The sequence below is a fragment of the Glycomyces salinus genome (genome assembly GCF_016428645.1).
Taxonomy (GTDB): domain Bacteria; phylum Actinomycetota; class Actinomycetes; order Mycobacteriales; family Micromonosporaceae; genus Glycomyces; species Glycomyces salinus.
This window is the reverse complement of record NZ_JAELXW010000018.1, coordinates 45,799-69,918: the sequence shown is the minus strand read 5'-3', so window position 1 is coordinate 69,918 and position 24,120 is coordinate 45,799. Positions and strand designations below refer to the sequence as shown.

Here is a 24,120-nt window from a genome sequence, read left to right as displayed (position 1 = left end):
TCGTTGTTCAGTTGGTCTTCTCGGCCGCGAGCCGCGCGGCCGGGTCGGTGTCGGAAAAGTCGGCGAGCCGCGCGGCGGCGTCGGTCCACAGCCGGCCCGAGGGGGCCGGTTCGTATCTGCGGGGCCGGGCCGAGGCTCGGGCCGCTTCGCGGCGGGGTTCGGGTCCGTCCGCGATCAGGCCGAGCGCTTGGGCGGTGACCAGGGCGTTGCCCAGGGCGGTCGCCTCGTCGGGTCCGGCCAGGACGGTCCGGCCTGTCGCCTCGGCGGTCAGTCGGCACAGCAGTTCGTTGTTGGATCCGCCTCCGACGATGTGGATCGTCTCGACCGGTGTGCCGGTGAGCGCTTCGAGCCGTTCGATGGCGCGGCGGTGGGCCAGCGCCAGTGAGTCGAGGATGCACGCGGTGGTCTCGGCCGGGTTCTGCGGGACCGGCTGGCCGGTTCGCTCGCACCAGGTGCGGATGCGTTCGGGCATGTCGCCGGGGGCGGCGAAGACCGGGTCGTCGGGGTCGACCAGGGAGCGGGCGCGCGGGAGCGCGGCGGCGGCTTTGATCAGCCGGTCGAGGTCGGCCTCGTGCCCGGCTCGGGCCCAGGCGCGCAGGGATTCCTGGAGGAGCCAGAGTCCGGCGATGTTGCGCAGGAACCTGGTGCGGCCGTCGGCGGCCCGTTCGTTGGTGAATCCGGCCTCCAGGGCGACTGGGCTCAGGACGGGCCGGTCGAGTTCGGTGCCGACCAGGGACCAGGTGCCGCAGGAGATGTAGGCGGCGTGCTCGTTCTCGTAGGGGACGGCCGCGACCGCCGAGGCGGTGTCGTGGCTGGCGGTGGCGACGATGCTGGTGCGGGCGTCGAGGCCGGTGTCGGCGGCGACGGTGTCGGTCGGGCCGCCGAGGACGGTGCCGGTGGGGGTGATCGGGCCCAGCAGGTCGGCCGGGAGGCCGGCGGCGGCGCACACTTCGGGCACCCAGGTGCCGGTGGCCTGGTCGACCAGGCCGGTGGAGGAGGCGTTGGTGGCCTCCCAGGCGTAGGCGCCGGTGAGCCAGTAGCCGATCAGGTCCGGGATCAGCAGGGCGCGGTCGGCCGCGGCCAGGGTCTGGGCTCGCTCGGAGGCCAGTTGGAAGACGGTGTTGAACGGCTGGTGCTGGATGCCGGTGCGCGCGTAGAGGGCTTCGGCGCCGAGTGCGTCGAGGATCCGGCCCCTCGTGCGGTCGGTGCGGGAGTCGCGGTAGCAGACCGGGGTGCCCAGCAGGTGCCCGTCGGCGTCGAGGAGGGCGTAGTCGACCGCCCAGGAGTCGACGCCGACGGCGGCGGGCCCGTCCAGGTCGCGCAGGCCCTCGAGGATGCCGTTCCACAGGCCGGTCAGGTCCCAGTAGAGGCGACCGGCGGCGCTGAGGGCCCGGTTGGGGAACCGGGCGGCCTCGGTCAGGCCGATCCGGTTCCCGTCCACGGTGGCGGCCATGACCCTCCCGGAGGAGGCGCCGAGGTCGACTGCCGCTATGAGCGCTGTCATCGCAGGAATCCCTGCGGGTTGCCCGAGTCGACCGGGACGTGGACGCCGGTGGTCAGCCCGAGGTCGGGGCCGACCAGGGCGTAGACGGCGTCGGCGACCGATTCGGGGAGGACCTCCTTTTTGAGCAGAGTGCGTCCGGCGTAGTACTGGCCGAGTTCTTCCTCTTTGACGCCGTAGACGGCCGCGCGCTTGGCGCCCCAGCCGCCGGCGAAGATGCCCGAGCCGCGCACGACGCCGTCGGGGTTGACGCCGTTGACGCGGATGCCGTGCTCGCCGAGTTCGGCGGCGAGGAGGCGCACCTGGTGGGCCTGGTCGGCCTTGGTGGCCGAGTAGGCGATGTTCTTGGGGCCGGCGAACACGGAGTTCTTGGAGACGATGTAGACGATGTCGCCGCCCAGGCCCTGGTCGATCATGAGCTTGGCGGTCTCGCGGGAGACCAGGAAGGAGCCTTTGGCCATCACGTCGTGCTGGAGGTCCCAGTCGGCGGCGGTGGTCTCGACCAGCGGCTTGGACTGGGAGAGCCCGGCGTTGTTGACCACCAGGTCGAGGCCGCCGAAGGCGAGGGCGGCCGCGGCGACGGCGCGCTTGATCGCATTCTCGTCGGTGACGTCGACGGCCACGGACGCGGCGGTGTCGGCGCCGCCGATCTCGGCGGCGGCCTCGGCGGCCTTGGCCGGGTCGAGGTCGGCGATGACGACGCAGGCGCCTTCGGCCGCGAGCCGGGCGGCGGTGGCCTTGCCGATGCCGCTGGCGGCGCCGGTGACCAGGGCGACGCGTCCGGCCAGCGGTTTGGGCTTCGGGAGCCGCTTGAGTTTGGCCTCTTCGAGCGCCCAGTACTCGATGCGGAACTTCTCGGCCTCGTCGATGGGCCGGTAGGTCGAGATGGCCTCGGCTCCGCGCATGACGTTGACGGCGTTGACGTAGAACTCGCCGGCGACGCGGGCGGTCTTCTTGTCGGCGCCGAAGGAGAACATGCCCACGCCCGGCACGAGGACGATCGCAGGGTCGGCGCCGCGCATGGGCGGCGAGTCCGGTTCGGCGTAGCGCTCGTAGTAGGCGGCGTAGTCCTCGCGGTAGGCCGCGTGCAGCTCCTTGAGGCGGTCGACGGCCGTCTCCAGCGGGGTGTCGGCGGGGGTGTCCAGGACCAGGGGTCGGACCTTGGTGCGCAGGAAGTGGTCGGGGCAGGAGGTGCCGAGCGCGGCCAGGTCGAACAGTTTCTCCGAGGCCAGGAAGTCCAGTACGGCAGCGTCGTCGGTGAAGTGGCCGACCTGGCGGCGGTCGGTGGAGGCCAGATTGCGGATGACGGGGGCCAGGGCGGCGGCGCGGTCGGCGCGGTCGGCCTCGTCGAGCGGTGCCCGTTCGGGCACGGTCGCTCCGAACGGGTCCTTGTCGCCGCGCTGGGCGATGAAGGTCTCGCAGCCGCGGATGATCTCCAGGGAGTTGGCCTCGCATTCGGCCGAGGTCGCTCCCCAGGCGGTGATGCCGTGGCCGCCGAGGACGCAGCCGATGGCCTGCGGGTTGGCGTCCTTGATGGCGGCGATGTCGAGGCCGAGTTGGAAGCCGGGGCGCCGCCACGGCACCCACACGACGCGGTCGCCGAAGCACTCCTTGGTCAGGGCGGGTCCGTCGACGGCGGTGGCGAAGGCGATCCCGGAGTCGGGGTGCAGGTGGTCGACGTGCGGGGCGTCGACCAGGCCGTGCATGGCCGTGTCGATCGAGGGGGCGGCGCCGCCGCGGCCGTGGAGGCAGTAGTCGAAGCGGCCGACCATCTCGTCCTCGGCCGCGACGCCGGGGTAGGTATCGACCATGGCGCGCATCCGGTCGAGCCGGAGCACGGCCAGGCCCTCGGGGCGCAGGGTTCCCAGGTCGCCGCCGGAGCCCTTGACCCACAGCAGTTCGACGTCGCCGCCGGTGACCGGGTCGGTCGCGACGCCCTTGGCGGAGGTGTTGCCGCCGGCGAAGTTGGTGTTGCGCTTGTCGGCGCCGAGCCGGTTGGAGCGGTCGATCAGGTCGTTCACTGGCGCGTGCAACTCAGGCCCCCCATCCGGCGGCCTGGCCGCCTCGGCGCGTTTCGACGATGGTCTCGGCGTAGCCGCTGGCCTTGTAGGCCGCGACCGGGTCGGCGTACAGGCCCTGCTCGCCCCGTAGTTCGGCCAGCAGCGGTCGGACGTCGGTGTTGTAGGCGTCCATCAGGACCGCGTTGGCGCCGAGCACGTCGCCGCTCGCCTGGGCGGCGGTCAGGGCCTCGTGGTCGACCAGGAGGGCCTTGGCGGTGGCCTCCTGGACGTTCATGACCGAGCGGATGACCGCCGGGATCTTGGGTTCGATGTTGTGGCACTGGTCGAGCATGTAGGCGATGCCCGATTCGGCGCCGATCGCGTCCCGCAGGGCCAGCTCGTGCATGATGCGGAACAGCTGGAACGGGTCGGCCGAGCCGACCATGAGGTCGTCGTCGGCGTAGAAGCGGGAGTTGAAGTCGAAGCCGCCGAGCTTGGCCTCGCGCAACAGGAACGCGACGATGAACTCGATGTTGGTGCCCGGGGCGTGGTGGCCGGTGTCGATGACGACCTGGGCCTTGTCCCCCAGCTGCGAGCAGTGGGCGAACGAGGTGCCCCAGTCGGGCACGTCGGTGTGGTAGAAGGACGGCTCGAACAGTTTGTACTCCAGCAGCATCCGCTGTCCTTCGCCGAGGCGGTCGTAGACCTCGGCCAGGACCTCGGCCAGGCGGTCCTGGCGGCCGGCGATGGAGTCCTGCCCGGGGTAGTTGGTGCCGTCGGCGAACCAGAGCTTGAGGTCGGTCGAGCCGACCGCGTCCATGATGTCGACGCATTCGAGCAGGTGGTCGGTGGCCTTGCGGCGCACGCCGGGGTCGGGGTGGCAGACGCTGCCGAGCATGTAGTCGTCGTCTTGGAAGGTGTTGGAGTTGATCGTGCCGATCGACACGCCCTGCTCGGCGGCGTGGGCGGCCAGTGCGGGGTAGTCCTCGACCTTGTCCCAGGGGATGTGGAGGGCGACCGAGCCGGCCGCGCCGGTGTGCCGGTGCACGGCCGCGGCGTCGGCGATCTTCTCGAAGGGGTCTCGGGGGACGCCTTGCTGGCCGAACACCTTGAACCGGGTGCCGGAGTTTCCGAACGCCCAGGACGGGGTCTCTATGTTCTGGCCGGCCAGCACCGTCTTCGCGTGTTTGCGCAGGTCACTCATGAGCGGGCTCCTTCAGCTCTGCCGCCGCCAATTGGTCCTCCAGGTGGAACACTTCCGGGATGACGTTGAACGACTCGTCCGCGGCCGAGGCGCCGATGTTCTCGAAGAACGGGGCCATCTCGGCCTGCCAGCGGGCGTTGACCTCGCGTTCGGCCATGGCCCGGCGGGCGGCGTCGAAGTCCTCGGTCTCGAGATAGCCGATCAGGAGGCCGTCCTCGGACAGGAACAGCGAGTAGTTCTCCCAGCCGGTCTCGGCCAGGGCGCGGAGCATCTCGGGCCAGACCGCGGCGTGGCGGCGCCGGTATTCGTCCAGGCGGTCACGGCGGACCTGCAAGGTGAAACACACTCGCTGTCTCACAGGGGTGCCTCCTTCTGAGGTGGGGGTCACGATTATTGCACCGGCATTATTGAATCGTTTCATGAGGGGTCCCGTAAACATAAATCGCGCTGGCCAGCGCTGTCAAGATCCCTCCGGTGACAATTCGATCGCGACTCCGAGCTATGCTCCGGGTGCCTTCCAAAACGGGTTGATTCGTTTCAACCTGCTGGTGGCACACGGCTCCCCGAATCGACGCCCGACCCCGCTCCGGCTCGCTCGCGGCGCCGCCGGCGTGGCGCCCCTCTATAGACTCGGTGAGGTGACGATGAGCACTACCAGCATGAAAGACGTGGCCAGGGCCGCGGGCGTATCGGTCGGCACGGTCTCGAACGTCCTCAACCGCCCCGAAGCGGTCGCCGAGGACACCCGCGCCAGAGTCCAAGCCGCCATCGCCGAGCTGGGCTACGTGCGCAACGACTCGGCCCGCCAGCTTCGGGCCGGGCGCAGCCGCAACGTCGCCATCGTCGTCCTCGACGTGGCCAACCCCTTCTTCACCGACGTCGTGCGCGGGGCCGAACCGCTGGTCGACTCCGCCGGCGGCGTGGTCACCGTGTGCGACTCCGGCGAGGACCTCGCACGGGAGCAGCGCCACCTGGAGATCCTCGAAGAGCAGCGGGTCCTCGGCCTGCTCATCACCCCGGTCGACGAGTCCTCGGCCGAGCGCCTGGCCCGGCTGACCGCCCACGACATCCCGGTCATCCTCGTCGACCGCGGCGCGGGCCGCTACCCGCACTGCTCGGTGGCCGTCGACGACGTGCACGGCGGCCGCCTGGCCGCCCGCCACCTGGTCGAGCTCGGGCACACCTCCATCGCCTTCTTCGGCGGTCCCCCCACCATCCCCCAGGTGGCCGACCGCCTGGCCGGATGCCGCGAGGTCTGCGAGGAGGCCGGAGTCCGCCTCGACACCTACGCCTCGGCGAGCCTGAACGCCGAGGGCGGGCGCGCCTCGGTCGACCAGATGCTGGCCCTGTCCGATGCGCCCACGGCGATCTTCTGCGCCAACGACCTGCTCGCCCTGGGGGCGCTCCAGGGCCTGACCATGCGCGGGGTCAAGGTGCCCGAGGAGTGCGCGATCGTCGGCTACGACGACATCGACTTCGCCGCCGCCGCGGCCGTGCCGCTGTCCTCGATCCGCCAGCCGCGCGCCCAGCTGGGCCGCACCGCCGCGCAGCTGCTGTTCGACGAGGTGGCCGAGGGCTCGGGCCACACCCACCGCAACGTGGTATTCCAGCCCGAGCTGGTCGCACGCGCCTCCACTGTCGCCGACCTGTAGTATCCCATGGGAATTTACCGATAAAACATCGTGCCGCCGACGGTCACGATCCTCTCTGGGAGGCACCCATGGCCCAACGACAAGCGCGCATCGCGTTCGACCCCCGCTTCACCGTCGCCGACGTGCCCGACCGGCTCTTCGGCTCCTTCGTCGAGCACCTGGGCCGGTGCGTCTACACCGGCATCTACGAGCCCGGGCACCCCACCGCCGACGCCGCGGGGCTGCGCGGGGACGTCCTGGAGCTGGTCCGCGAGCTCGGTCCGACCATGATCCGCTACCCCGGCGGCAACTTCGTCTCCGGCTACCGCTGGGAGGACGGGGTCGGCCCCAAACAGGACCGCCCCCGCCGCCTCGACCTGGCCTGGGGCGTCACCGAGACCAACCAGTTCGGCCTCGGCGAGTTCATGAAGTTCTGCCGCGCGGTCGGCGTCGAGCCGAACATGGCCGTCAACCTCGGCACCCGCGGACTCCAGGAGGCCCTCGACCTGATGGAGTACGCCAACCACCCCTCCGGGACGGCCCTGTCGGACCTGCGCCGCTCCCACGGCGACGAGGAACCCTACGGCATCAAGCTGTGGTGCCTGGGCAACGAGATGGACGGGCCCTGGCAGATCGGCCAGATGACCGCCACCGAGTACGGCCGCATCGCCGACCAGACCGCCCGCGCGATGCGCATGATCGACCCCTCGCTCGACCTGGTCGCCTGCGGCTCCTCCTCCCGCGGCATGCCGACCTTCGGCTCCTGGGAGGCCGAGGTCCTGGCCAACTGCTACAAGTCGGTCGACTTCATCTCCGCCCACGCCTACTATCACCCCGGCGACGGCGACATCCCCAGCTTCATGGCCAGCGCGCAGGACATGGAGCTGTTCATCGACGGCGTCATCGCCACCGCCGACGCGGTCGGCGCGGAGCTCAAAACCGACAAGAAGATCAACATCTCCTTCGACGAGTGGAACGTCTGGTACCAGCAGGACTGGGAGAAGTCCGAGCACGCCAAGTGGGTCGAGGCGCCCCGGCAGCTGGAGGACCGGTACTCGGCGATGGACGCGGTCGTGTTCGGCTCGCTCCTGATCACCCTGCTGCGCCGCGCCGACCGGGTCACGGCAGCCTGCCTGGCGCAGCTGGTGAACATCATCGGCCCGATCATGACCGAGCCGGGCGGTCCGGCATGGAGGCAGACGACGTTCTACCCCTTCGCCGAGGCCAGCCGGCACGGACGCGGCAAGGTCCTGCGCGTCTCCGCCGACTCCCCCGGGTTCGACACCGACAAGTACGGGGAGGTCTCCGCCCTGCACTCGGTGGCCGTGGCCGGCGAGGACGGCTCGGTGACCGTGTTCGCCGTCAACCGCGACCTGGACCGGCCGCTGACGCTCACGGTCGACGCCGGTGCGCTCGAATCGGTCGGGTCGGTGACCTGCTCGACGCTGACCGATGAGGACCCGGACGCGCGGAACACCATCGACGACCAGAACCGGGTCGTTTCGGTCGAGAACAAGACCGTCACCACCGAGGACGGCACGATCTCGGTCGAACTGCCCGCGATGAGCTGGAACACCATCCGCATCCGGCCTTAAGACAGCGACAGCACGGGGCCGGGACGCTTCGCGTCCCGGCCCCGTTCGCGTATGCGGTTACTGGCCGAACTCGGCGAGCATGGCGTGCAGCGCGGCGCTCTTGGCGGCGTCGCCTTCAACGGTCAGCGCCTCGGCGGGCAGGCGCCGCCACAGCCACATGAGCACCTCTCCGGGCGTCCCGGAGACCGTGGCCTGGGCGTCGGCGTCGATCCCATCGGCGACCTCGGCCGCTTCGGCGCCGACCCGCACGGTCCACGCGCGCTCACCGGCGTCCACGGCCACGACCAGACCGGCGGCGTCCGCGAGGACCTCCGCCAGTTCGTCTCGGGAGACCCTGCTCTCCCACTCGACCATGATCCGCAGCATCTCGTCGGCGGCGTCGGCGCCGAGCCCGGGGTCGACCGGACCGATCGTCTCCACGGCGGCCAGTTCGGCGTCGGCGCGGTGGACGACGGTCTCGGCGGCCATGCGCCGGATCCAGAACCCGACCGTCTGATCGGGGCCGTACCAGGTGTGGGAGAGGTCCTCGGGGTGGCGGGCGTCGAACTCGGCCAGCAGCCCGGCCAGGGCGGCGTCGAACCGTTCGGCGGGGCCGCCTTCGCGTTCGAGCCGCTCGCCGTCTTCGGGTTCGCGCAGCAGTCGCATGCACTGCGTCTTGTGGTCGTAGACCTCGGTGACGTGGTCGAGCAGGTCGGTCGCGGTCCAGTCGGGACAGGAGGGGACGCGGGCGTCCGGGTCGGCGCGGGCGGCGGCGGCCTTGAGCGCGTCCGCCTCGGCGGCGAGATGAGTTCGGAGGCTTGGAAAGTCCATGACGGCGATCATCTCAGGTCGGTGTGACGGCCGGCTCAGGAGCACTGCCAGGTGAACGCGGCCCGGTCGAACCTCCCGGCGGCCAGGTCGGATTCCTGGATGAGCCAGTAGAGCATGCCGACATCGCCCCACATCATGCCGGAGGCGTCGTCGGAGTCGATCTGCGCGAGCAGGTGCCAACGGTCGGCCTCACGGTACTCGGCACTGCCCGCGGGCCCGACGAGCTCGGCCGCGACCTGGTTCACCTCGTACTCGACCGGATGCTGCACCGACATCGGATACCCTCCGACCTGGTGGCACACGCTGACCGACACCTCCTCGTAGATCGCCTCGACGAAGGCGTCGGCATTGAGCGGATGGTCGTCCTTCTCCGCGGCTTCCGCTCCGAAGGCGCCGGCGACGGCGGCACTGCCGGGTTCGGGAACGGTCCACACCGGTTCGGCCCGCAGCAGCTGTCGCCGGTAGGGCTTGAGCGGTGCGGGGGCCGAGCGCCGCTCGGTGGCCGCGCCCGCGGGGACGTACACCACTCGCGCTCCGTCCTGCGTGCCCGGTACGAACGCGCCGACCACGGCGTCATGGTCGTCTGCCTGCCCGTCGAAGTAGAAGAACAACAGGCTCCCGGCCTCCGGCAGGGGAAAGCCGGCCACGCGCAGGGCCGCGCAGTCGAAGGCGGCGATGAAACTCAGCGGCCCGCGGCCCTCCCACACCGGCCAGGGCTCACCGACCGGCAGATCCGGATCTCCGCCCAGCTGAGCGGCCACGACATCGTTCCCCGCGGCCGAACCGAACTGGATCGCCGGTTTCAGCATCGCCTTCCACGGCGTGGCGATCGACGGGGGCAGATATCGGTCGGCGAGCTCGCTCAGCTCCTGGGAATCGGTCATCTGCGCACCGTAGCGCAGCCGTGCGACACCCACCGACCGACCGGAGCCTCACTCTTCCGCGTCGAGCCCGGCTTCGAAGGCGATCAGCGCGGCCTGCACACGGTTCTCGGTCCCGATCCGGGCGAACAGGGCGCTGAGGTACTGCTTCACGGTGCCTTCGGACAGATGCAGCGACGCCGCGATCTGGACGTTGGACAGTCCTTTGCCGACGGCGGCGAGCAGTTCGCGCTGGCGCGGGGTCAGGTCGCGGACGATCGCCTGGGCCCGAGTCAAGCGGTCGAGCGGCTGGCGCGCCTGGCGGCGCACCAGCCAGCGGCCCACGCGCGGCGAGAACGCGGCTCCGCCGGCGGCGAGGGCGCGCACGCCGGCGATGAGGTGGTGAGGGTCGTCGGACTTCAGGAAGAACCCGAGCGCCTCGAGCCTGAATGCTTCAGCGAGGTAGGTCTCGTCGGAGAAGGTCGTCAGCATCGCCACCGGCGTGCCGACGCGGTCGCGGCGCAGTCGTTCGAGGGTGCCGATGCCGTCCAGTCCGGGCATCTGGATGTCGAGGAGGACGACGTCCAGCAGGTGTCGGCGGATCAGGTCGAGCGCTTCGAGGCCGTCGGCCGCTTCGGCGGTGACCTCGATGCCGGGGGCGGTCGAGAGGATGCCGGCGATGCCGGTGCGCACCAGGACGTCGTCATCGGCGAGCAGCACCCGCACCGGACCCTCGCGTCGCGGCTCCATTGGTTCGGACACAGAGGCGGTCATGAGGGCGGAATCGTATCAGTGGCGACGACGCGGCCGTCCGAGAAGCAGATCCGGTGGACATCGTCGCGCTCGAAGAAACTGACCGTGGCCTCGTAGTAGCGGCACGTCGCCCCGAAAGGCTCGGGAAGGACCGCGGACGGGGCGTCGAGCATCTCCTCTCGTGGCAGCACCAGTTCCGTCTCGTCGCGATCATCGCCGACGCCGATGGACGCGAAGCGCTCGGGCGGCAGGACTGACGCGTACGTGAAATACACGAAGTATCCGATGACCACCAGCACCGAGACCAACAGTCCGGCGAGGGGCACCATCCACGCCAATCGCGTCGCGAGCCGTCCTCGCCGTCGAGCACCGGCGGCCTCATCGGCGATTTTCGCGATCCGGGACGGCTCGGGTCGCGTCCCGGTGCTCGACGGCATCGACACGCACGGCAGTCGCAGCGTCACCGCGAACTCTTCGCCGTCCTCCACTTCCAGGATGCCGCCGAGGATCTCGGCGCGGTGCCGCAACGCGACGATGCCGTGGCCGCTCGGTCCTGGAGCCGTGGCCGCGACCGCCACCGCGTTGCGCATCTCCAGCACCGCCTCCTCGCCGTCGACGTAGGCGGTGACATGCACTTCCGCACCCGGTGCATGTTTGGCGGCGTTGGTCAGCCCCTCCTGCAGGGCCCGAAGCAGCGCGGCGCGGCTGTAGTCGTTGGCGGCCCCCTCGACCTCCGGGCCGACGGTGCCGCGCACCGTGACACCGGAGGACCGCGCGCGCTCGATCACGTCTTCGATGCCGAGCCCGTTCAACGACCCCGCGACCTCCGAGGTCCTCCCCGTCAGCAGCCCGACCGTCTCGCCGAGCTCGTCCGCCGCCGCGGCGGCGTTCGCCCGAATGCCCTGCATCTCGTCTCTGACCCGCCGCGGCAATTCCTCGTCGAGGGAGAGCCGGGCGGCCTGCACGGCGATCAGCGTCAACCGGTGCCCCAGGCCGTCGTGGATCTCACCGGCCATCGCCTCGCGTTCCCGGGCCACGGCCCGCTCGACACGCACGTCCTGCTCCCGCGCCTCGGCGAAGGCCAGGGCCCAGCCTCGTTGGAGATAGCTCTGGCGTGCACGCACCGCTGAGATGATCAGGATGACGACGAGGAACCCGAAGGCGTAGAGCCCTCCGAAGAGAAAGCCCTCCACGGGGGCCGACCAGTACAGCTGTCCCATCGCCGTCGTGGTCCCGAACATCACCGCCGCCGCGACCGCGACCTGCGACCAGGCCGGTCTCAAGTACCAGACCGCCAATCCGACGACGGCCAGGCTGAACAGCAGCCCGAATAGGTTGTACGACGCCGAGAAGGTCACGGCGAGGCCGACTAGGACTCCTGCGACGGCGGCGGCTGCGGCGCGCATGCCACGCGAAGCCGGTAGCGGATTACGATTGGGCACCCCTCGAAGATAGGGAGCCGGCGCCGCCGCGGGCACTCACTTTCGTTAGTGCCGAGCCTCTCTTTCATCACTGTCCAGCGGCACGGCCGCGCCCATAACGTTGCCCGCATGTTGGACGAACTCACCCAGATTTCCAGCCTGCCGCTCGTTGCTCTGCTGCTGGCAGCGCTGGTCATCGCCGATTTCTTCGTTCCGATGGTCCCCAGCGCCACCACGATCGCGACCATCTCCGGCTTCCTCGTCGGCGACCCGCTCCTCATAGCGGGCCTGATCGCCTGGGCCGCCGGCACCTCCTGGCTCGGTGACGTGCTGGGCTGCCGTGCCCTGCGGTATTTCCGGGGGAGCATGCGCCGACCCGTACTGCGGTCGGCCACGATCACTCATGCGGAGATCAAACTGCGGGAGACGCTCAGGCTCCGGCCGGTCCGGACGACCCTCGTCGCCAGGTTCGTCCCCGCCGGCAGGACGGCGCTGGCCTGGGCGGCGGTGGCCACGCCCGACTATCGGCACGCCGCCATGGCCGCGTTCGCCGGTGCCGCGTGGGCGTCGTACATGGTCGGCGTCGGCCTGCTCATCGGCTGGGTCTTCGGTGCCGGACTGCTGTCGGCGGCCACGACGGTGACTTCAGTTGCCGCGTTGAGCGTCGCCTTGGGCTGGTGGTTCAAGGGGAGGCGGTCCGGATCGCCCGAAGCCGCCGTGGAGATGCGGGAGTGCGCATGACGCGGGAAACGGAAACGCGACAGCGGCGTCCGGCGTGGTGGACCGTGCCCAATCTGGTCACCGCGATCCGATTCGCGCTCATCGCGCCCATCGTGGCCCTGCTGGTGTGGGACTCCGATCCACTCGGCGCGGCCGCGCTCACGGCCTTGTGGGGCGCCTCCGACTGGGTGGACGGCTTCCTCGCCCGCAAACTCGACCAGGCGAGCCGCGTCGGGGAGGCGCTCGATCCGCTCGCCGATCGTGTCGGCATCGTGTGCATCGCTGTCGCATCGGCGCTCGCCGGGGCCGGTCCGTTGTGGCTGATTGCGGCCTTCCCCGTGGTGGATCTGGTCGTCGGCGGCCTGTACTGGTGGCGGGGTCGGGCCTGCCGGCTCAGGGTCTCCCGGATCGGGAAGGTCCGCACCGCCGTGTCGATGGCGGCGTTGTTCGCCGTGATGCTCGGCCTGGACCCGGATCTGGATTGGATGCTCCCGATAGGGCAGCTCGGCCTGGCGGTCGGGGCTCTGCTCCACATCGCCGCCGGGGCCGGGTATCTGCGCCAGATCCTCCGTTGAGCCGACGTGGATCCAGTCGCCGGCCACCGCGCGGACCGGGCGGGGCGCCCTGAAGTTGGTGTCGGCACCGGGCGACCGGGTGTGCGTGCCGGTGGCGGGTCAATCGGTCTTGGCGGTGTGGGCGCGCCAGCCTCCGGTGGTGGTGATGTCGGTGCCCGTGGGCACCGCGGCGACGAACCCGGTGGCCCAGTCGCCGTCGTCCAGTTCGACCTTGCCGAGCGTCATCGGCTCGGGCAGGGCGGTCAGGAATCGGCCCAGCGCGGTCGGGCTGAGCAGCCAGCGCTCGCCGGGCAGGGAGACGCCGCGGGCCGCTCTGACCACGGCCGGTTTCGGCGGATCGGTGTTCAGGGCGTACATGCGGTAGGCCGGTGCGGTCGCGACCGCACCGGCGTAGCGGGCGCCCAGGTCGGTCAGTTGGGTATTGAGCGGCATGCCGGTCATGTGGGCGCCGAAGACGACCAGTTCCGCCTCGGCCGGGGCGTACTGCGGGGCTTCGACACCGCCGAATCGGGCGGCCAGGTCGACGGCGACTTGGTCGTTGAAGGCCGGGACGATGACGCTGACGCCGAAGCCCTTGGTTCCGGCGCTGCCGGCCGGGACGGCGACGGCGGCCATGTCGAGCAGGTTCACGAAGTTGGTGTAGGTGCCCATCTTGGCGTTGACGGCGATGGGGTCGGCCCGCACCTCGGCGATCGTCGGGTGCAGGGGCGCGGTGGGCAGGGCGAGGGCGTCGAAGCCGTCGAGCAGGTCGCGGGCGGCCGCCCGCGCCGCGCGGAGCCGCTGCTGGTCGGCGGCGAGGTCGGCGCCGGTGAACTTCTTGGCGCCCATGACGATCTCGGCCACGGTCGGGTCCACTTCGTCCGGCCAGGCGTCGATGTACTCACCGAAGGCGGCGTAGCGTTCGCTCACCAGGGCGCCCTCGTAGAGCAGCAGGGCCGCCTCCAGCAGCGGCCGCACATCGATCGGGCGGCACTCGACGCCCGCGGCCTCGAACCGGGCGAGCGCCCGGTCCCACAGCGGCCGGAAGTCCGGGTCCAGCGGTTCGAGGTCGGACTCGCGGGGGACGGCGAGGCGGGGCCGGGGCCCGGCCGCGAGCCGAACCTCGGCGGGCCAGTCCCGGGAGGCGGGGTCGGCGTCGGGCCCGGTCATGGCGCGCATGGCCTCTACCGCACCGGCCAGGTCGCCGGCGAAGGCGGTCACGCAGTCGTAGGAGTGGCAGGCCGGGACGACGCCGCCGGTCGGAACCAGGCCGAGGCTGGCCTTGATGCCGACGATGCCGTTGAGCGCGGCCGGAACCCGTCCCGATCCGGCCGTGTCGGTGCCGAGCGCGAAGTCGACCACGCCGAGCGCGACCATCACCGCCGAGCCGGAGGAGGAGCCGCCGGAGATCCGGGCGGGGTCGGCGGCGGCGCGCACGGGACCGTGTGGACTGCGGGTGCCGACCAGGCCGGTGGCGAACTGGTCGAGGTTGGTCTTGCCCAGGCAGATCGCTCCGGCCGCGCGGAGCCGGGCGACGGCGGCCGCGTCGCGTTCGGGGGTGTAGACGTAGGCGGGGCAGGCGGCGGTCGTCGGCAGACTGGCGACGTCGATGTTGTCCTTGACCGCGTAGAGCCGCCCGGCCAGCGGCAGGTCCGCTCCGGCGGCGGCCCGCTGGTCGATGATGGCGGCTTCGGCCAGCACTTCATCTTTCTCGCGCAGGGTGATCCAGGCTTCGGGCCGGTCGATCCGAGCGATGCGGGCGTAGGCGGCCTCGACCCGTTCGATGGTGTTCACGTACTCCCCTGTCTGCTTCGCTTGCAACGTTATCGGCCCAGCACGACCAGTGGGGTGCCCGGCGCGGCCTGGTCGCCGGGCGCGGCCAGGACCCGCCGGACGGTGCCCGAGGCGGGCGAGGGGACCGGCATCTCCAGCTTCATGGCCTCCAGGACGACCACGGCGGTCCCGGAGTCGATCCGGTCGCCTTCGGCGACGTCGACGCGCCAGACGCTGGCGGCCATCGGGGCTTCGATGAGGGTCTCGTCGTCGGCCAGTTTGATCGCGGTCGCGGCGGGGGCCGGTTCGGTCAGGTCGCGGTCGAACTCGCCGGCCTCGGCCCACCGGCGCCGCTCGGCTTCGAAGGCCGCGGCCTGGCGGTCGGTGAAGGCGGCGATGGACTCGGCGTTGTCGGCCAGGAGCCTCCGGTATTCGGCGTAGGCGAAGACGCCTTCGCGGATGTCGATCTCGGTGCGGCCGGCGGCCAGTTCGCGGCGGGTCTCGGCCAGTTCCTCCTCGGAGACGCGTTCGAAGACGACGCGGTCGAAGAACCGCAGCAGCCAGGGAAGGCCGTCGCGGAAGGAGGCGAGGTCGCGCAGTCCGGCCCAGATGGGGGCGGTGCGGCCGACCAGCTGGTAGCCGCCGGGCGAGTCCATGCCGTAGATGCACATGTAGGAGCCGCCGATGCCGACCGTGCCCTCGGCGGTCCAGGTGCGGGCCGGGTTGTACTTGGTGGTGACCAGGCGGTGGCGGGGGTCGACCGGGACGGCGGCCGGGGCGCCGAGGTAGACGTCGCCGAGGCCGAGGACGAGCCAGCTGGCGTCGGTGGCGATGCGGGCGACGTCCTCGACCGAGTCGAGTCCGTTGATGCGGCGGATGAACTCGATGTTGGAGGGGTTGTAGAGGGCGTCGTCGCGGACGTTGGTGGTGTAGCGGGCGATCGCCTCGTCCACGACCGGGTCGTTCCAGGCGATCGGCATGCGGACCTCGCGGGAGGGCACGACCATGTCGTCGATGTCGGGCAGGTCGGCCTCGAGCTCGGTCAGCAGCCCGGTGAGGGTGCGGATCGGCATCACGTCGGGGTCGACGTGGAGGTGGAGGCTGCGCACGCCGGGGGTGGTGTCGATGATGCCGGGCACCTCGGCCGCGGCGATGGCGTCCATGAGCGCGCCGACCCGCATGCGCAGGCCCAGGTCGAGGTGCATGGGCCCGTATTCGAGGAGGATCGCGTCGTCGCCGGCGCGGCGGTAGGCCGCGGCCGGGCGGTTCCGGTCGCCGTCGATGGACGCGAGGGTGGCGTCGTCGTCGGCGGCGCCGATCAGCGGCACGGGGGCCGCGACCGGTGCGGCGCGGAGCCGGTCGGCCTCGTCCTCGGCGACCGGCAGGAACCGGACGGTGTCGCCCGGCCGCAGCTGGCCGAGCTTCCACCGGTCGGAGACGGTGACGGTGAACGGGCAGGCGAAGCCGCCCAGGCTCGGCCCGTCGGGGCCCAGCAGCGCGGGGGTGTCGCCGGTGAAGTTGACCGTGCCGACCGAGTACGGGTTGTCGTGGAGGTTGGACGGGTGGAGCCCGGCTTCTCCCCCGTCGGTGCGGGCCCAGGTCGGGCGGGGTCCGTCGAGGCGGACGCCGGAGCGTCCGGCGTGGACTTGGACGTTCCAGGCCGCCTCGTAGAGGGTCTCCATGTCCTCGCGGGTGAAGTAGTGCGGGGCCGGTTGGGGTCCGGGGGTGACCGCGAGGGTCCAGTCGTGGGTGAAGGTCGGTCGTGCTTCGGCCGGTATCGGGACCGGGGCCGGGGTTCCGGTAGTGCGGCCGGGGGTGAGGCGGTCGCCGGGCCGGAGCTGGTCGCCGGTGTAGCCGCCGATGCGTCCGGGCGGGAAGGTCGAGGCCGAGCCGAGGAAGGTGGGGACGTCGAGTCCGCCGTCGAAGAGGATGTAGGTGCGGGCTCCGGCGTCGGCGACCTGGCCGACGGCCAGTTCGGCTCCGGCGGGGACCTCGATCGGCTCCCACTGGCGGGCCGGTTCGCCGTCGACGGTGACCGGGGCGGGGGCGCCGGTGACGCAGACGGTCGTCGCCGTGGTGAACCGCAGGACGGGCCCGGCGACGGTGCATTCGAGCCCGGGGAGGCCCTCGTCGTTGCCGAGGGCGCGGTTGCCCAGGCGGAAGGAGTAGTCGTCCATCGGGCCCGAGGGCGGGACGCCGACCTGCCAGTAGCCGACGCGGCCCGGCCAGTCCTGCACGGTGGTCAGCACGCCGGGGGCGATGACGTCGATGCGCGGGGAGGTGTCGGCGATGGTGGCGACGGTTCCGGTGGTGTGCTCGGCGGCGGCGACCCGTTCGTCGACTGTGGCGGCGCGCAGTTGCCCGAGGTTGGTGTGGACGCCTTCGATCCTGGTGCCGGCCAGGGCCTCCGACAGCGCCTTCCAGGCTTCTTCGCGGGTGTCGCCGGCGGTGATGATCTTGGCGAGCATCGGGTCGTAGTGGGCCGGGACGTCGATGCCGCGTTCGATCCAGGTGTCGACTCGGGCCTGTTCGGGAAATTCTGCGCACGTGAGCAGCCCGGCGCTGGGCAGGTGGTCGCGGGCCGGGTCTTCGGCGTAGACGCGGGCCTCGACTGCGCAGCCGGTCGGGGCCGGGCCGCCCTCGGGGATCTGGTCGAGGAATCCGGTGTCGCCGGCCGCGGCCCGGATCATCCACTCCACCAGGTCGATGCCGAGGATCTGCTCGGTGACGGGGTGCTCGACCTGGAGGCGGGTGTTGAATTCGAGGAAGGACGCCTCGTCGCGGTCGGCGTCGTAGATGAACTCGACGGTCCCGGCCGAAAGATAGTCGGCCTGTGCTGCCAGGGCGCGCGCCGAGGAGTGCAGTGCGTCGCGGACCTCGTCCGGCAGTCCCGGCGCCGGGGCCTCCTCGATGACCTTCTGGTGGCGGCGCTGGAGGGTGCAGTCGCGGTCGGAGAGGCTGAGCACGCGCCCGGCGCCGTCGCCGAAGACCTGGACCTCGACGTGGCGGGCGCGGCGCACGTACCGCTCCAGGTAGACCGCGTCGTCACCGAAGCTGGCCGCGGCCAGGCGCTTGACCGACGCGAAGACCTCGGCGAGCTCGTCGGCGTCCTCGGCGGTGCGCATGCCGATGCCGCCGCCTCCGGCCGAGGCCTTGGCGATCACCGGGTAGCCGACGGCCTCGGCCGCGGCCAGGGCCTCCTCGACCCCGGGCAGGGCGTCGGTGCCGGCGGCCAGGGGCACTCCGGCGCGGGCGGCGGCCCCGCGGGCGGTCACCTTGTCGCCGAACAGTTCGAGCTGTTCGGGGGTGGGTCCGATGAAGACCAGGCCGGCTTCTGCGGCGCGGCGGGCGAACTCGGCGTTCTCGGAGAGGAAACCGTAGCCGGGGTGGACGGCCCGGGCTCCGGTGTCCTTGGCGGCGGCCAGAATCGCGTCGACGTCGAGGTAGGACTCCGAGGGGGCGGCCGGGCCGACGCACACGGCCCGGTCAGCCTCGGCCACGTGCAGGGAGGCGGCGTCGGCCTCGGAGTAGACGGCGACGGTCTCGATGCCCATGCGGTGGGCGGTGCGGGTGATCCGGCGCGAGATCTCCCCGCGGTTGGCGATCAGGATGCGGTCGAACACGGTGCTCTCCTCCGATGGGCGGTTCAGGGCCGGACGGCGTTGGCCAGGTTCGCCCAGGTGAGGGCGGATTCGGCGCGGGTGACGACGATGGACCGGGAGGTTTCGATGTGGCGGGTGAGGATCTTGGTCGACTCCTCGTAGCGTCCTTCGAGCGCGCCTTCGGCGATGGCGATGTGCTCGTCGATGGTCGAGGCCATCCGCTCGTCGGTGAAGTAGTCGAACATGCGGGCCGGCCGGATGCGGTTGTTGACGGCCTTGAGCGCCTCGGCCAGTTCGGGGTTGCCCGCCGAGGCCAGGAGCGTGACGTGGTAGCGCTCGTCGGAGTCGACGAATCCGGCGTCCGGGCTGGGCGGGGCGGCGCGCAGGGCGTACCAGCGGTCGAGTTCGGGCCCGATGATGTCGCGGTCGTGGACGGTCTCGGGGTCGGCCGCGGCCCGCGCCAGGCCGCGCAGCTCCAGGGTCAGCCGGACCTCGTAGAGGTCGTTGAGCTGGTCGATGCGGGGCCGGTAGGGGTAGAGGCCGTCGGTTTCGCGGGCGACCAGGCCATCGGCGGACAGGCGGGAGAGGGCCTCGCGCACGGGCGTGCGCGAGACGCCGTAGTTCCCGGCCAGGCGCTCCTCGCCGAGGCGGCGGCCCGGCTCGTACTTGCCGGCCATGAGGTCGGCGCGCAGGGCGACGTAGACGCGGGCGGCCAGGGGCTCCTCGGTCTCCGGCAACTCTGAGTAGGAACCTGGTTTCACTTTCCCTCCGATCGATTGGTGTCGTTTGGGTCGTCCGCTATGCGAAAACCAAGCAAATTGGACCTACCGTGGGGCTCACGGAATGTCAGGTCTGTGGAGCTGGTGTAAGACCGATGGACGAGGCTTCGTCCCTTGTTGCTCATGCGAGTCGGCGACCGTCTGTGAAGCAGAAAGCTCGACCTGTGAAGGTTGGGGCCTCCTGCAAAGGCAGGATGGGATGTCAAATGGCCATGGCCTCTCTTACGAGGACATTGCTCTCCGGGCCGGTATCGCCTCTTGAGGCGACCCGGCCCGAGCGGAGCACGTAGTAGCGCTGAGCTGCTTGGAGTGCGAATCCGAGGTGCTGCTCGACCAAGAGGACCGACAGTCCGCCGGTCCCGGCCAGGTCGACGATCGCCTGTTCGATCTCGGCGACGACATTGGGCTGGATACCCTCGGTGGGTTCGTCGAGGATCAGCAGGCGCGGCTCGGTGATCAGTGCGCGGGCGATGGCCAGTTGCTGGCGTTGGCCGCCCGAGAGCAGCCCGGCCTGGCGGCCGAGGAGGCCGCGCAGGGCCGGGAAGCGGTCGAGCGCGGCGTCGATGAGGGCCTTGCCGTTCTTGCGGCCGTCGGCGACCAGTCGGAGGTTCTCGGCGGCGGTCAGGTGCGCGAAGCACTGCTGGCCTTGGGCGACGTAGGCCATGCCCGCTTTGACGCGTTTGTTGGCGGCGCGGCCGGTGACGTCGGCGCCGTCGAACTCGACGGTGCCGCCCATGGCCGGGATGAGGCCGACCACGGCGCGCAGGAGGGTGGTCTTGCCGGCTCCGTTGTGCCCCATGACGGATACGACCTGGTCGGCGCCGATCTCGAGGTCGATGCCGTGGACGACGGCGGTGCGGCCGTAGCCGCAGGTGAGGTCACGCAGCCGCAGCATCGGCGGTCTCCTTTCCCCGTTCGGCGCCGAGGTAGACCTCCTGGACGCGGGGGTCGGCCGAGACTTCGTCGACGCCTCCGGCGGCCAGGACGGATCCGGCGTGGAGGACGGTCACACGGGAGGCGTTGGCGCGCATGAAGTCCATGTCGTGCTCGACCACGGCCACGGCGCGTTCGCCGGCGATGTCGCGCAGGAGCGCCCCGGTGGTCTCGCGTTCCTCGTGGCCCATGCCGGCAATGGGTTCGTCGAGCAGGAGCACGTCGGCGTCGCCGACCAGGAGCATGCCGATCTCCAGCCACTGCTTCTGCCCGTGCGCGAGGGTGCCGGCGGCGCGGTCGGCGTGTTCGGCCAGGCCGATGCGCTTCATGGTGTCGACGACGGATTCCGGCAGGTGCTTGCGGCGGCGCAGCAGCGTCCAGGGGCCGCGGGCGGCTCCGGCGGCGATGTCGAGGTTCTGGGCGACGGTGAGGTTGTCGAAGACGGCGGCGGTCTGGAAGGTGCGTCCGACGCCGGCGCGGGCGATGTGGTGGACCTTCTTGCCGCGCAGTTCGGTGCCGTCCTTGACGACCGAGCCGGTGTACGGGGTCAGGCCGGTGACGGCGTCGACCAGCGTCGTTTTGCCGGCGCCGTTGGGTCCGATGAGGAAGTGGACCTCGCCGCGCCGCAGGGTGAGGTCGACGCCGTCGACGGCTTTGAATCCGTCGAAGGCCACTTGTACGTCAGTGCATGTCAGTGCGATGTCGTTCATGCCGTTGCCTCCGCTGGGGTGCTGGCGGTCCGGGTCTTCTTCAGTCGTTTGGCCAGGGCCGGGATCGACGCGATCCCGCCCGGCAGGAGCGCGATGACGAGGACGAACAGGAGCCCTTGGGCGTAGGTCCACGCCGAGGGGAACTGCTCGGACAGGGCGGTCTGGGCCCAGGCGACGGCCAGGGCGCCGACGACGGGGCCGACCAGGGTGGCCCGGCCGCCGATGGCGACGCCGAGGATGAACATGATGGAGGGGACGATGCCGACGCTCGCCGGGGAGATGATGCCGACCACCGGCACGAACAGTGCCCCGGCGATCGAGGCGAACAGGGCGGCCACCGCGTAGGCGACGACCTTGACGTTGGCCGCGTCGTAGCCGAGGAAGCGGACGCGTTCCTCGGCGTCGCGGACGGCCACCAGCAGCTCGCCGTAGCGGGAGCGCCGCAGTTGCAGGGCCACCGCGACCACGCCGAGCAGGGCCGCGGCGGTGATGAAGTAGAGCATCCGCTGGTTGACCGGGTCGTTGATGGTGAACCCGAAGAAGTAGCGGAAGTAGCTGAGGCCGTTGAACCCGCCCAGCGACTGCTGCCCGATCAGGAGGATCGCGAAGGCTCCGGCGAGGGCCTGGGAGAGGATCGCGAAGTAAGCGCCTTTCACTCGGCGTTTGAACACGGCCAGGCCGAGCAGGACGGCCACGGCGGTCGGCAGGATCAGGATCGCGGCGACGGTGAATACCGGGGACGCGAAGGGGGCCCAGTAGGCGGGAAGTTCGCGGATGCCGGCCAGTTCCATGAAGTCGGGGACCGAGCCGGGGCCGCCTCGGAACTCGGCGTCGGCCATCTTCAGGTGCATGGCCATCAGGTAGGCGCCCATGCCGAAGAACACGCCCTGGCCGAGGGTGAGCATCCCGCCCCTGCCCCAGGCCAGGCCGATGCCGACCGCGACGATCGCGTAGCAGATGAACTGCGCGAACAGGCCGAGCCGGAAACCGGACAGGACCAGCGGGGCCAGACCGAACAGGACCAGCGCGGCGGCGGCGAAACCGCTCCAGGTTCCCAGTCTGGATTGGAGGAATTTGCTCATGCCAGGCTCCTTGTCCGCAGCGTGAACAGGCCCTGCGGGCGCAGTTGCAGGAAGACGACGATGACGACGAAGACGCCGACCTTGGCCAGGGAGGCGGTCGAGTAGGTCTCGAAGACCGCCTGGAGCGCGCCGAGGGCGACCGCGGCGACCACGGCGCCCTTGATGCGGCCCAGTCCCCCGGCGACGACGACCAGGAACGCGTCGACCAGGTACGACTGCCCGGTGGTCGGGCTGGTCGAGCCGATGAGGGTCAAGGCGACCCCGGCGACGCCGGCCAGTCCCGAGCCGATGAAGAAGGTCCCGGCGTCGACCCGGCGCGAGGAGATCCCGGCCGTCTCGGCCAAGTCGCGGTTGCCGACCACGGCTCGGATGCGCCGCCCGGCCGGGGTGAAGCGCAGCACCAGGGTGACCGCGACGACGGCGACCACGGCCAGGGCCATGATGAACAGACGGGTCTTGGGGACGGTCGTGCCGAGGATGTCGACGCCGCCGCGCAGCGCCTCGGGGACGGTGACGTTGACCGCCGGGGCCCCGAAGATGTCGCGGGCGACCTGCTGGAGGATCAGGCCGACGCCGAAGGTGGCCAGGAGCGTGTCCAGCGGCCGGTGGTACAGGTGCCGGATGAGCAGGGCCTCCAGGATCAGGCCCATCGCCCCGCCGACGGCGAAGCCGAACGGCAGGGCGATCAGGAGGGAGACGCCGGCGTCGCCGACCAGCTGCTGGGTGAGGTAGGCGGTGTAGGTGCCGGCCATGATGAACTCGCCGTGCGCCATGTTGATCACGCCCATCTGACCGAAGGTCAGCGACAGTCCGAGGGCGGCCAGCAGCAGGATCGAGCCGGTGCTCAATCCGGTGAACAGGGGTCCGACGATGACGTCCATGCGGTCTCCTTCCCGATCGCCTGCGTCGCTATTCGGTGACGGTCAGGTCGGCGGCCCAGTCGTAGCCCTCCAGGAACGGGTCGGGCTCGATCGGGCCCTCCGATTCCCAGACGGTGTAGAGCAGGCCGTCGTCGGCGATCTCGCCGATGCGGGCGGTCTTGGAGACGTGGTTGTTCTCTCCGTCGATCACGACCGTCCCTTCGGGTCCCTCGAAGGAGACGCCTCCGGCCGCGGCCTGGACGTCCTCGACGGCGAAGGATTCGGCGGCCTCGACGGTCGCGGCCCACAGGTGGACGGAGTTGTAGGCGGCCTCCATCGGGTCGGAGGTGACCCGGTCGGCGCCGTACTCGGCCTTGAACGCCTCGACGAAGGCGCTGTTGGCGTCGGATTCGACGGTCTGGTAGTAGTTCCAGGCGGCCAGCTGGCCCTCGATGTTCTCGACGCCGATGCCGCCGACCTCCTCCTCCGCGATGGAGACGCTCATGACCGGCATCTGGTCGGCCGTCAGGCCCACATTGGAGTACTCGCGGAAGAAGGCCACGTTGGAGTCGCCGTTGAGGGTGTTGAACACCGCGTCGGCGTCGGCGGCGTCGACCTGCTGGACGATCGTGGAGAATTCGGTCGAGCCCAGCGGCACGTAGTCCTCGCCGAGGATCTCGATCCCGTTCGCCTCGGCGTAGGCGTTGATGATGGCGTTGGCGGTGCGCGGGAAGACGTAGTCGGAGCCGACCAGGTAGAGGGACTCGACGCCGGTCTCGGCCAGGTAGTCCAGGGCGGGGATGATCTGCTGGTTGGTGGTCGCGCCGGTGTAGAAGATGTTCTCGCTGGCCTCCAGGCCCTCGTACTGGACCGGGTAGTACAGCAGGGAGTCGTTGTCCTCGAAGACCGGCAGCATCGCCTTGCGGGAGGCCGAGGTCCAGCCGCCGAAGACGGCGGCGACGCAGTCCTCGCGGATGAGCTTCTCGGCCTTCTCGGCGAAGACGGTCGGCTCCGAGGCCCCGTCCTCGGCGACGATCTCGATCTGCTTGTCCAGAACGCCTCCGTCGGCGTTGATCTCGTCGACGGCGAGGTAGATGGCATCGCGGACGGTCGTCTCGGAGATGGCCATGGTGCCGGACAGGGAGTTCAGGGCGCCGACGGCGACCGTGTCGCCCGAGGTGTCCAGGCAGGATTCGGCGGCGGCGGCCGACTCGTCGCCGGCGCGGGAACCGCAGGCGGCCGCGACGGTGGCGGCGAGCAGGGCGGCCGCCGAGGCCGCCAGTGCGCGGGCGGGGCGGCCCTTGAAGGGGCTGAAGCGGTGTGGCATGCGGT

Annotated in this window: 20 protein-coding genes; 4 read left to right on the top strand and 16 right to left on the bottom strand. The window is 70.9% G+C overall.

What is annotated here, in order from left to right; translation table 11 throughout:
• Nucleotides 1-7: 7 nt before the first annotated feature.
• From JFB92_RS07575 to JFB92_RS07560, 4 genes are read right to left on the bottom strand one after another with little or no spacing between them, the layout of a single operon-like run.
• Nucleotides 8-1,504 (bottom strand): rhamnulokinase, encoded by a 1,497-nt coding sequence (locus JFB92_RS07575; protein WP_199036614.1) that lies wholly within the window; start codon nucleotides 1,502-1,504, stop codon nucleotides 8-10.
• Nucleotides 1,501-3,522 (bottom strand): bifunctional aldolase/short-chain dehydrogenase, encoded by a 2,022-nt coding sequence (locus JFB92_RS07570; RefSeq protein ID WP_307789052.1) that lies wholly within the window; start codon nucleotides 3,520-3,522, stop codon nucleotides 1,501-1,503. The genes JFB92_RS07575 and JFB92_RS07570 overlap by 4 nt, the downstream gene beginning before the upstream one ends.
• A 13-nt stretch (nucleotides 3,523-3,535) precedes the next feature.
• Nucleotides 3,536-4,705 carry an L-rhamnose isomerase gene (gene rhaI / locus JFB92_RS07565; RefSeq protein WP_199036610.1) on the bottom strand — a complete coding sequence of 390 codons (1,170 nt, stop codon included), beginning with the start codon at nucleotides 4,703-4,705 and terminating at the stop codon, nucleotides 3,536-3,538.
• A complete protein-coding gene (locus JFB92_RS07560; protein WP_307789051.1) occupies nucleotides 4,698-5,063 on the bottom strand; it encodes an L-rhamnose mutarotase in 366 nt (121 codons plus the stop codon). The genes rhaI and JFB92_RS07560 overlap by 8 nt, the downstream gene beginning before the upstream one ends.
• A 286-nt stretch (nucleotides 5,064-5,349) precedes the next feature.
• Between JFB92_RS07560 and JFB92_RS07555 the strand changes: the two genes are divergently transcribed.
• Together JFB92_RS07555 and arfA are read left to right on the top strand one after the other, a co-directional pair.
• Nucleotides 5,350-6,357, top strand: coding sequence for a LacI family DNA-binding transcriptional regulator (locus JFB92_RS07555; RefSeq protein ID WP_199036607.1), 1,008 nt, complete (start codon nucleotides 5,350-5,352; stop codon nucleotides 6,355-6,357).
• A gap of 68 nt (nucleotides 6,358-6,425) precedes the next feature.
• Entirely contained in the window at nucleotides 6,426-7,931 is a 1,506-nt protein-coding gene (arfA, locus tag JFB92_RS07550; protein WP_199036605.1) for an arabinosylfuranosidase ArfA, read from the top strand.
• Nucleotides 7,932-7,988: 57 nt separating this feature from the next.
• Here arfA and JFB92_RS07545 read toward each other — a convergent pair whose 3' ends face one another.
• The 4 genes from JFB92_RS07545 to JFB92_RS07530 are packed head-to-tail and all read right to left on the bottom strand — an operon-like array spanning nucleotide 7,989 to nucleotide 11,760.
• On the bottom strand, nucleotides 7,989-8,741 hold the full coding sequence (locus tag JFB92_RS07545) for a maleylpyruvate isomerase family mycothiol-dependent enzyme (RefSeq protein WP_199036603.1): 753 nt from the start codon (nucleotides 8,739-8,741) through the stop codon (nucleotides 7,989-7,991).
• A gap of 35 nt (nucleotides 8,742-8,776) precedes the next feature.
• Nucleotides 8,777-9,625 carry a YwqG family protein gene (locus tag JFB92_RS07540; RefSeq protein ID WP_199036601.1) on the bottom strand — a complete coding sequence of 283 codons (849 nt, stop codon included), beginning with the start codon at nucleotides 9,623-9,625 and terminating at the stop codon, nucleotides 8,777-8,779.
• Between the two features lie 48 nt (nucleotides 9,626-9,673).
• Nucleotides 9,674-10,375 (bottom strand): response regulator, encoded by a 702-nt coding sequence (locus JFB92_RS07535; protein ID WP_233162578.1) that lies wholly within the window; start codon nucleotides 10,373-10,375, stop codon nucleotides 9,674-9,676.
• Nucleotides 10,372-11,760 (bottom strand): histidine kinase, encoded by a 1,389-nt coding sequence (locus tag JFB92_RS07530; protein WP_199036599.1) that lies wholly within the window; start codon nucleotides 11,758-11,760, stop codon nucleotides 10,372-10,374. The genes JFB92_RS07535 and JFB92_RS07530 overlap by 4 nt, the downstream gene beginning before the upstream one ends.
• A 144-nt stretch (nucleotides 11,761-11,904) precedes the next feature.
• Here JFB92_RS07530 and JFB92_RS07525 point away from each other — a divergent pair, with 144 nt between their 5' ends.
• Nucleotides 11,905-12,516, top strand: coding sequence for a hypothetical protein (locus JFB92_RS07525; protein ID WP_199036597.1), 612 nt, complete (start codon nucleotides 11,905-11,907; stop codon nucleotides 12,514-12,516).
• Entirely contained in the window at nucleotides 12,513-13,070 is a 558-nt protein-coding gene (locus tag JFB92_RS07520) for a CDP-alcohol phosphatidyltransferase family protein (RefSeq protein WP_199036595.1), read from the top strand. The genes JFB92_RS07525 and JFB92_RS07520 overlap by 4 nt, the downstream gene beginning before the upstream one ends.
• Nucleotides 13,071-13,169: 99 nt before the next feature.
• Here the strand turns inward: JFB92_RS07520 and atzF are convergent, their stop codons facing one another.
• From atzF to urtA, 8 genes are all read right to left on the bottom strand, one after another.
• Entirely contained in the window at nucleotides 13,170-14,870 is a 1,701-nt protein-coding gene (gene atzF, locus JFB92_RS07515; RefSeq protein ID WP_233162577.1) for an allophanate hydrolase, read from the bottom strand.
• 2 nt (nucleotides 14,871-14,872) lie between these two features.
• Nucleotides 14,873-18,445: an urea carboxylase gene (gene uca / locus JFB92_RS07510; protein WP_199036591.1), complete on the bottom strand. Its 3,573-nt coding sequence runs from the start codon at nucleotides 18,443-18,445 to the stop codon at nucleotides 14,873-14,875.
• Nucleotides 18,446-18,468: 23 nt separating this feature from the next.
• Entirely contained in the window at nucleotides 18,469-19,185 is a 717-nt protein-coding gene (locus tag JFB92_RS07505) for a GntR family transcriptional regulator (protein ID WP_307789050.1), read from the bottom strand.
• Nucleotides 19,186-19,405: 220 nt separating this feature from the next.
• Entirely contained in the window at nucleotides 19,406-20,098 is a 693-nt protein-coding gene (locus tag JFB92_RS07500; protein WP_199036589.1) for an ATP-binding cassette domain-containing protein, read from the bottom strand.
• The gene (gene urtD / locus JFB92_RS07495) at nucleotides 20,082-20,846 is read right to left on the bottom strand and encodes an urea ABC transporter ATP-binding protein UrtD (protein WP_199036583.1); all 765 of its coding nucleotides are present in this window, start codon (nucleotides 20,844-20,846) and stop codon (nucleotides 20,082-20,084) included. The genes JFB92_RS07500 and urtD overlap by 17 nt, the downstream gene beginning before the upstream one ends.
• Nucleotides 20,843-21,928, bottom strand: a complete 1,086-nt coding sequence (gene urtC, locus JFB92_RS07490; RefSeq protein WP_199036581.1) for an urea ABC transporter permease subunit UrtC — start codon at nucleotides 21,926-21,928, stop codon at nucleotides 20,843-20,845. The genes urtD and urtC overlap by 4 nt, the downstream gene beginning before the upstream one ends.
• A complete protein-coding gene (gene urtB / locus JFB92_RS07485) occupies nucleotides 21,925-22,809 on the bottom strand; it encodes an urea ABC transporter permease subunit UrtB (protein WP_199036579.1) in 885 nt (294 codons plus the stop codon). Before urtB ends, urtC begins: the two co-directional genes overlap by 4 nt.
• Before the next feature lie 28 nt (nucleotides 22,810-22,837).
• Nucleotides 22,838-24,115, bottom strand: a complete 1,278-nt coding sequence (urtA, locus tag JFB92_RS07480; RefSeq protein WP_199036577.1) for an urea ABC transporter substrate-binding protein — start codon at nucleotides 24,113-24,115, stop codon at nucleotides 22,838-22,840.
• Nucleotides 24,116-24,120 lie beyond the last annotated feature (5 nt).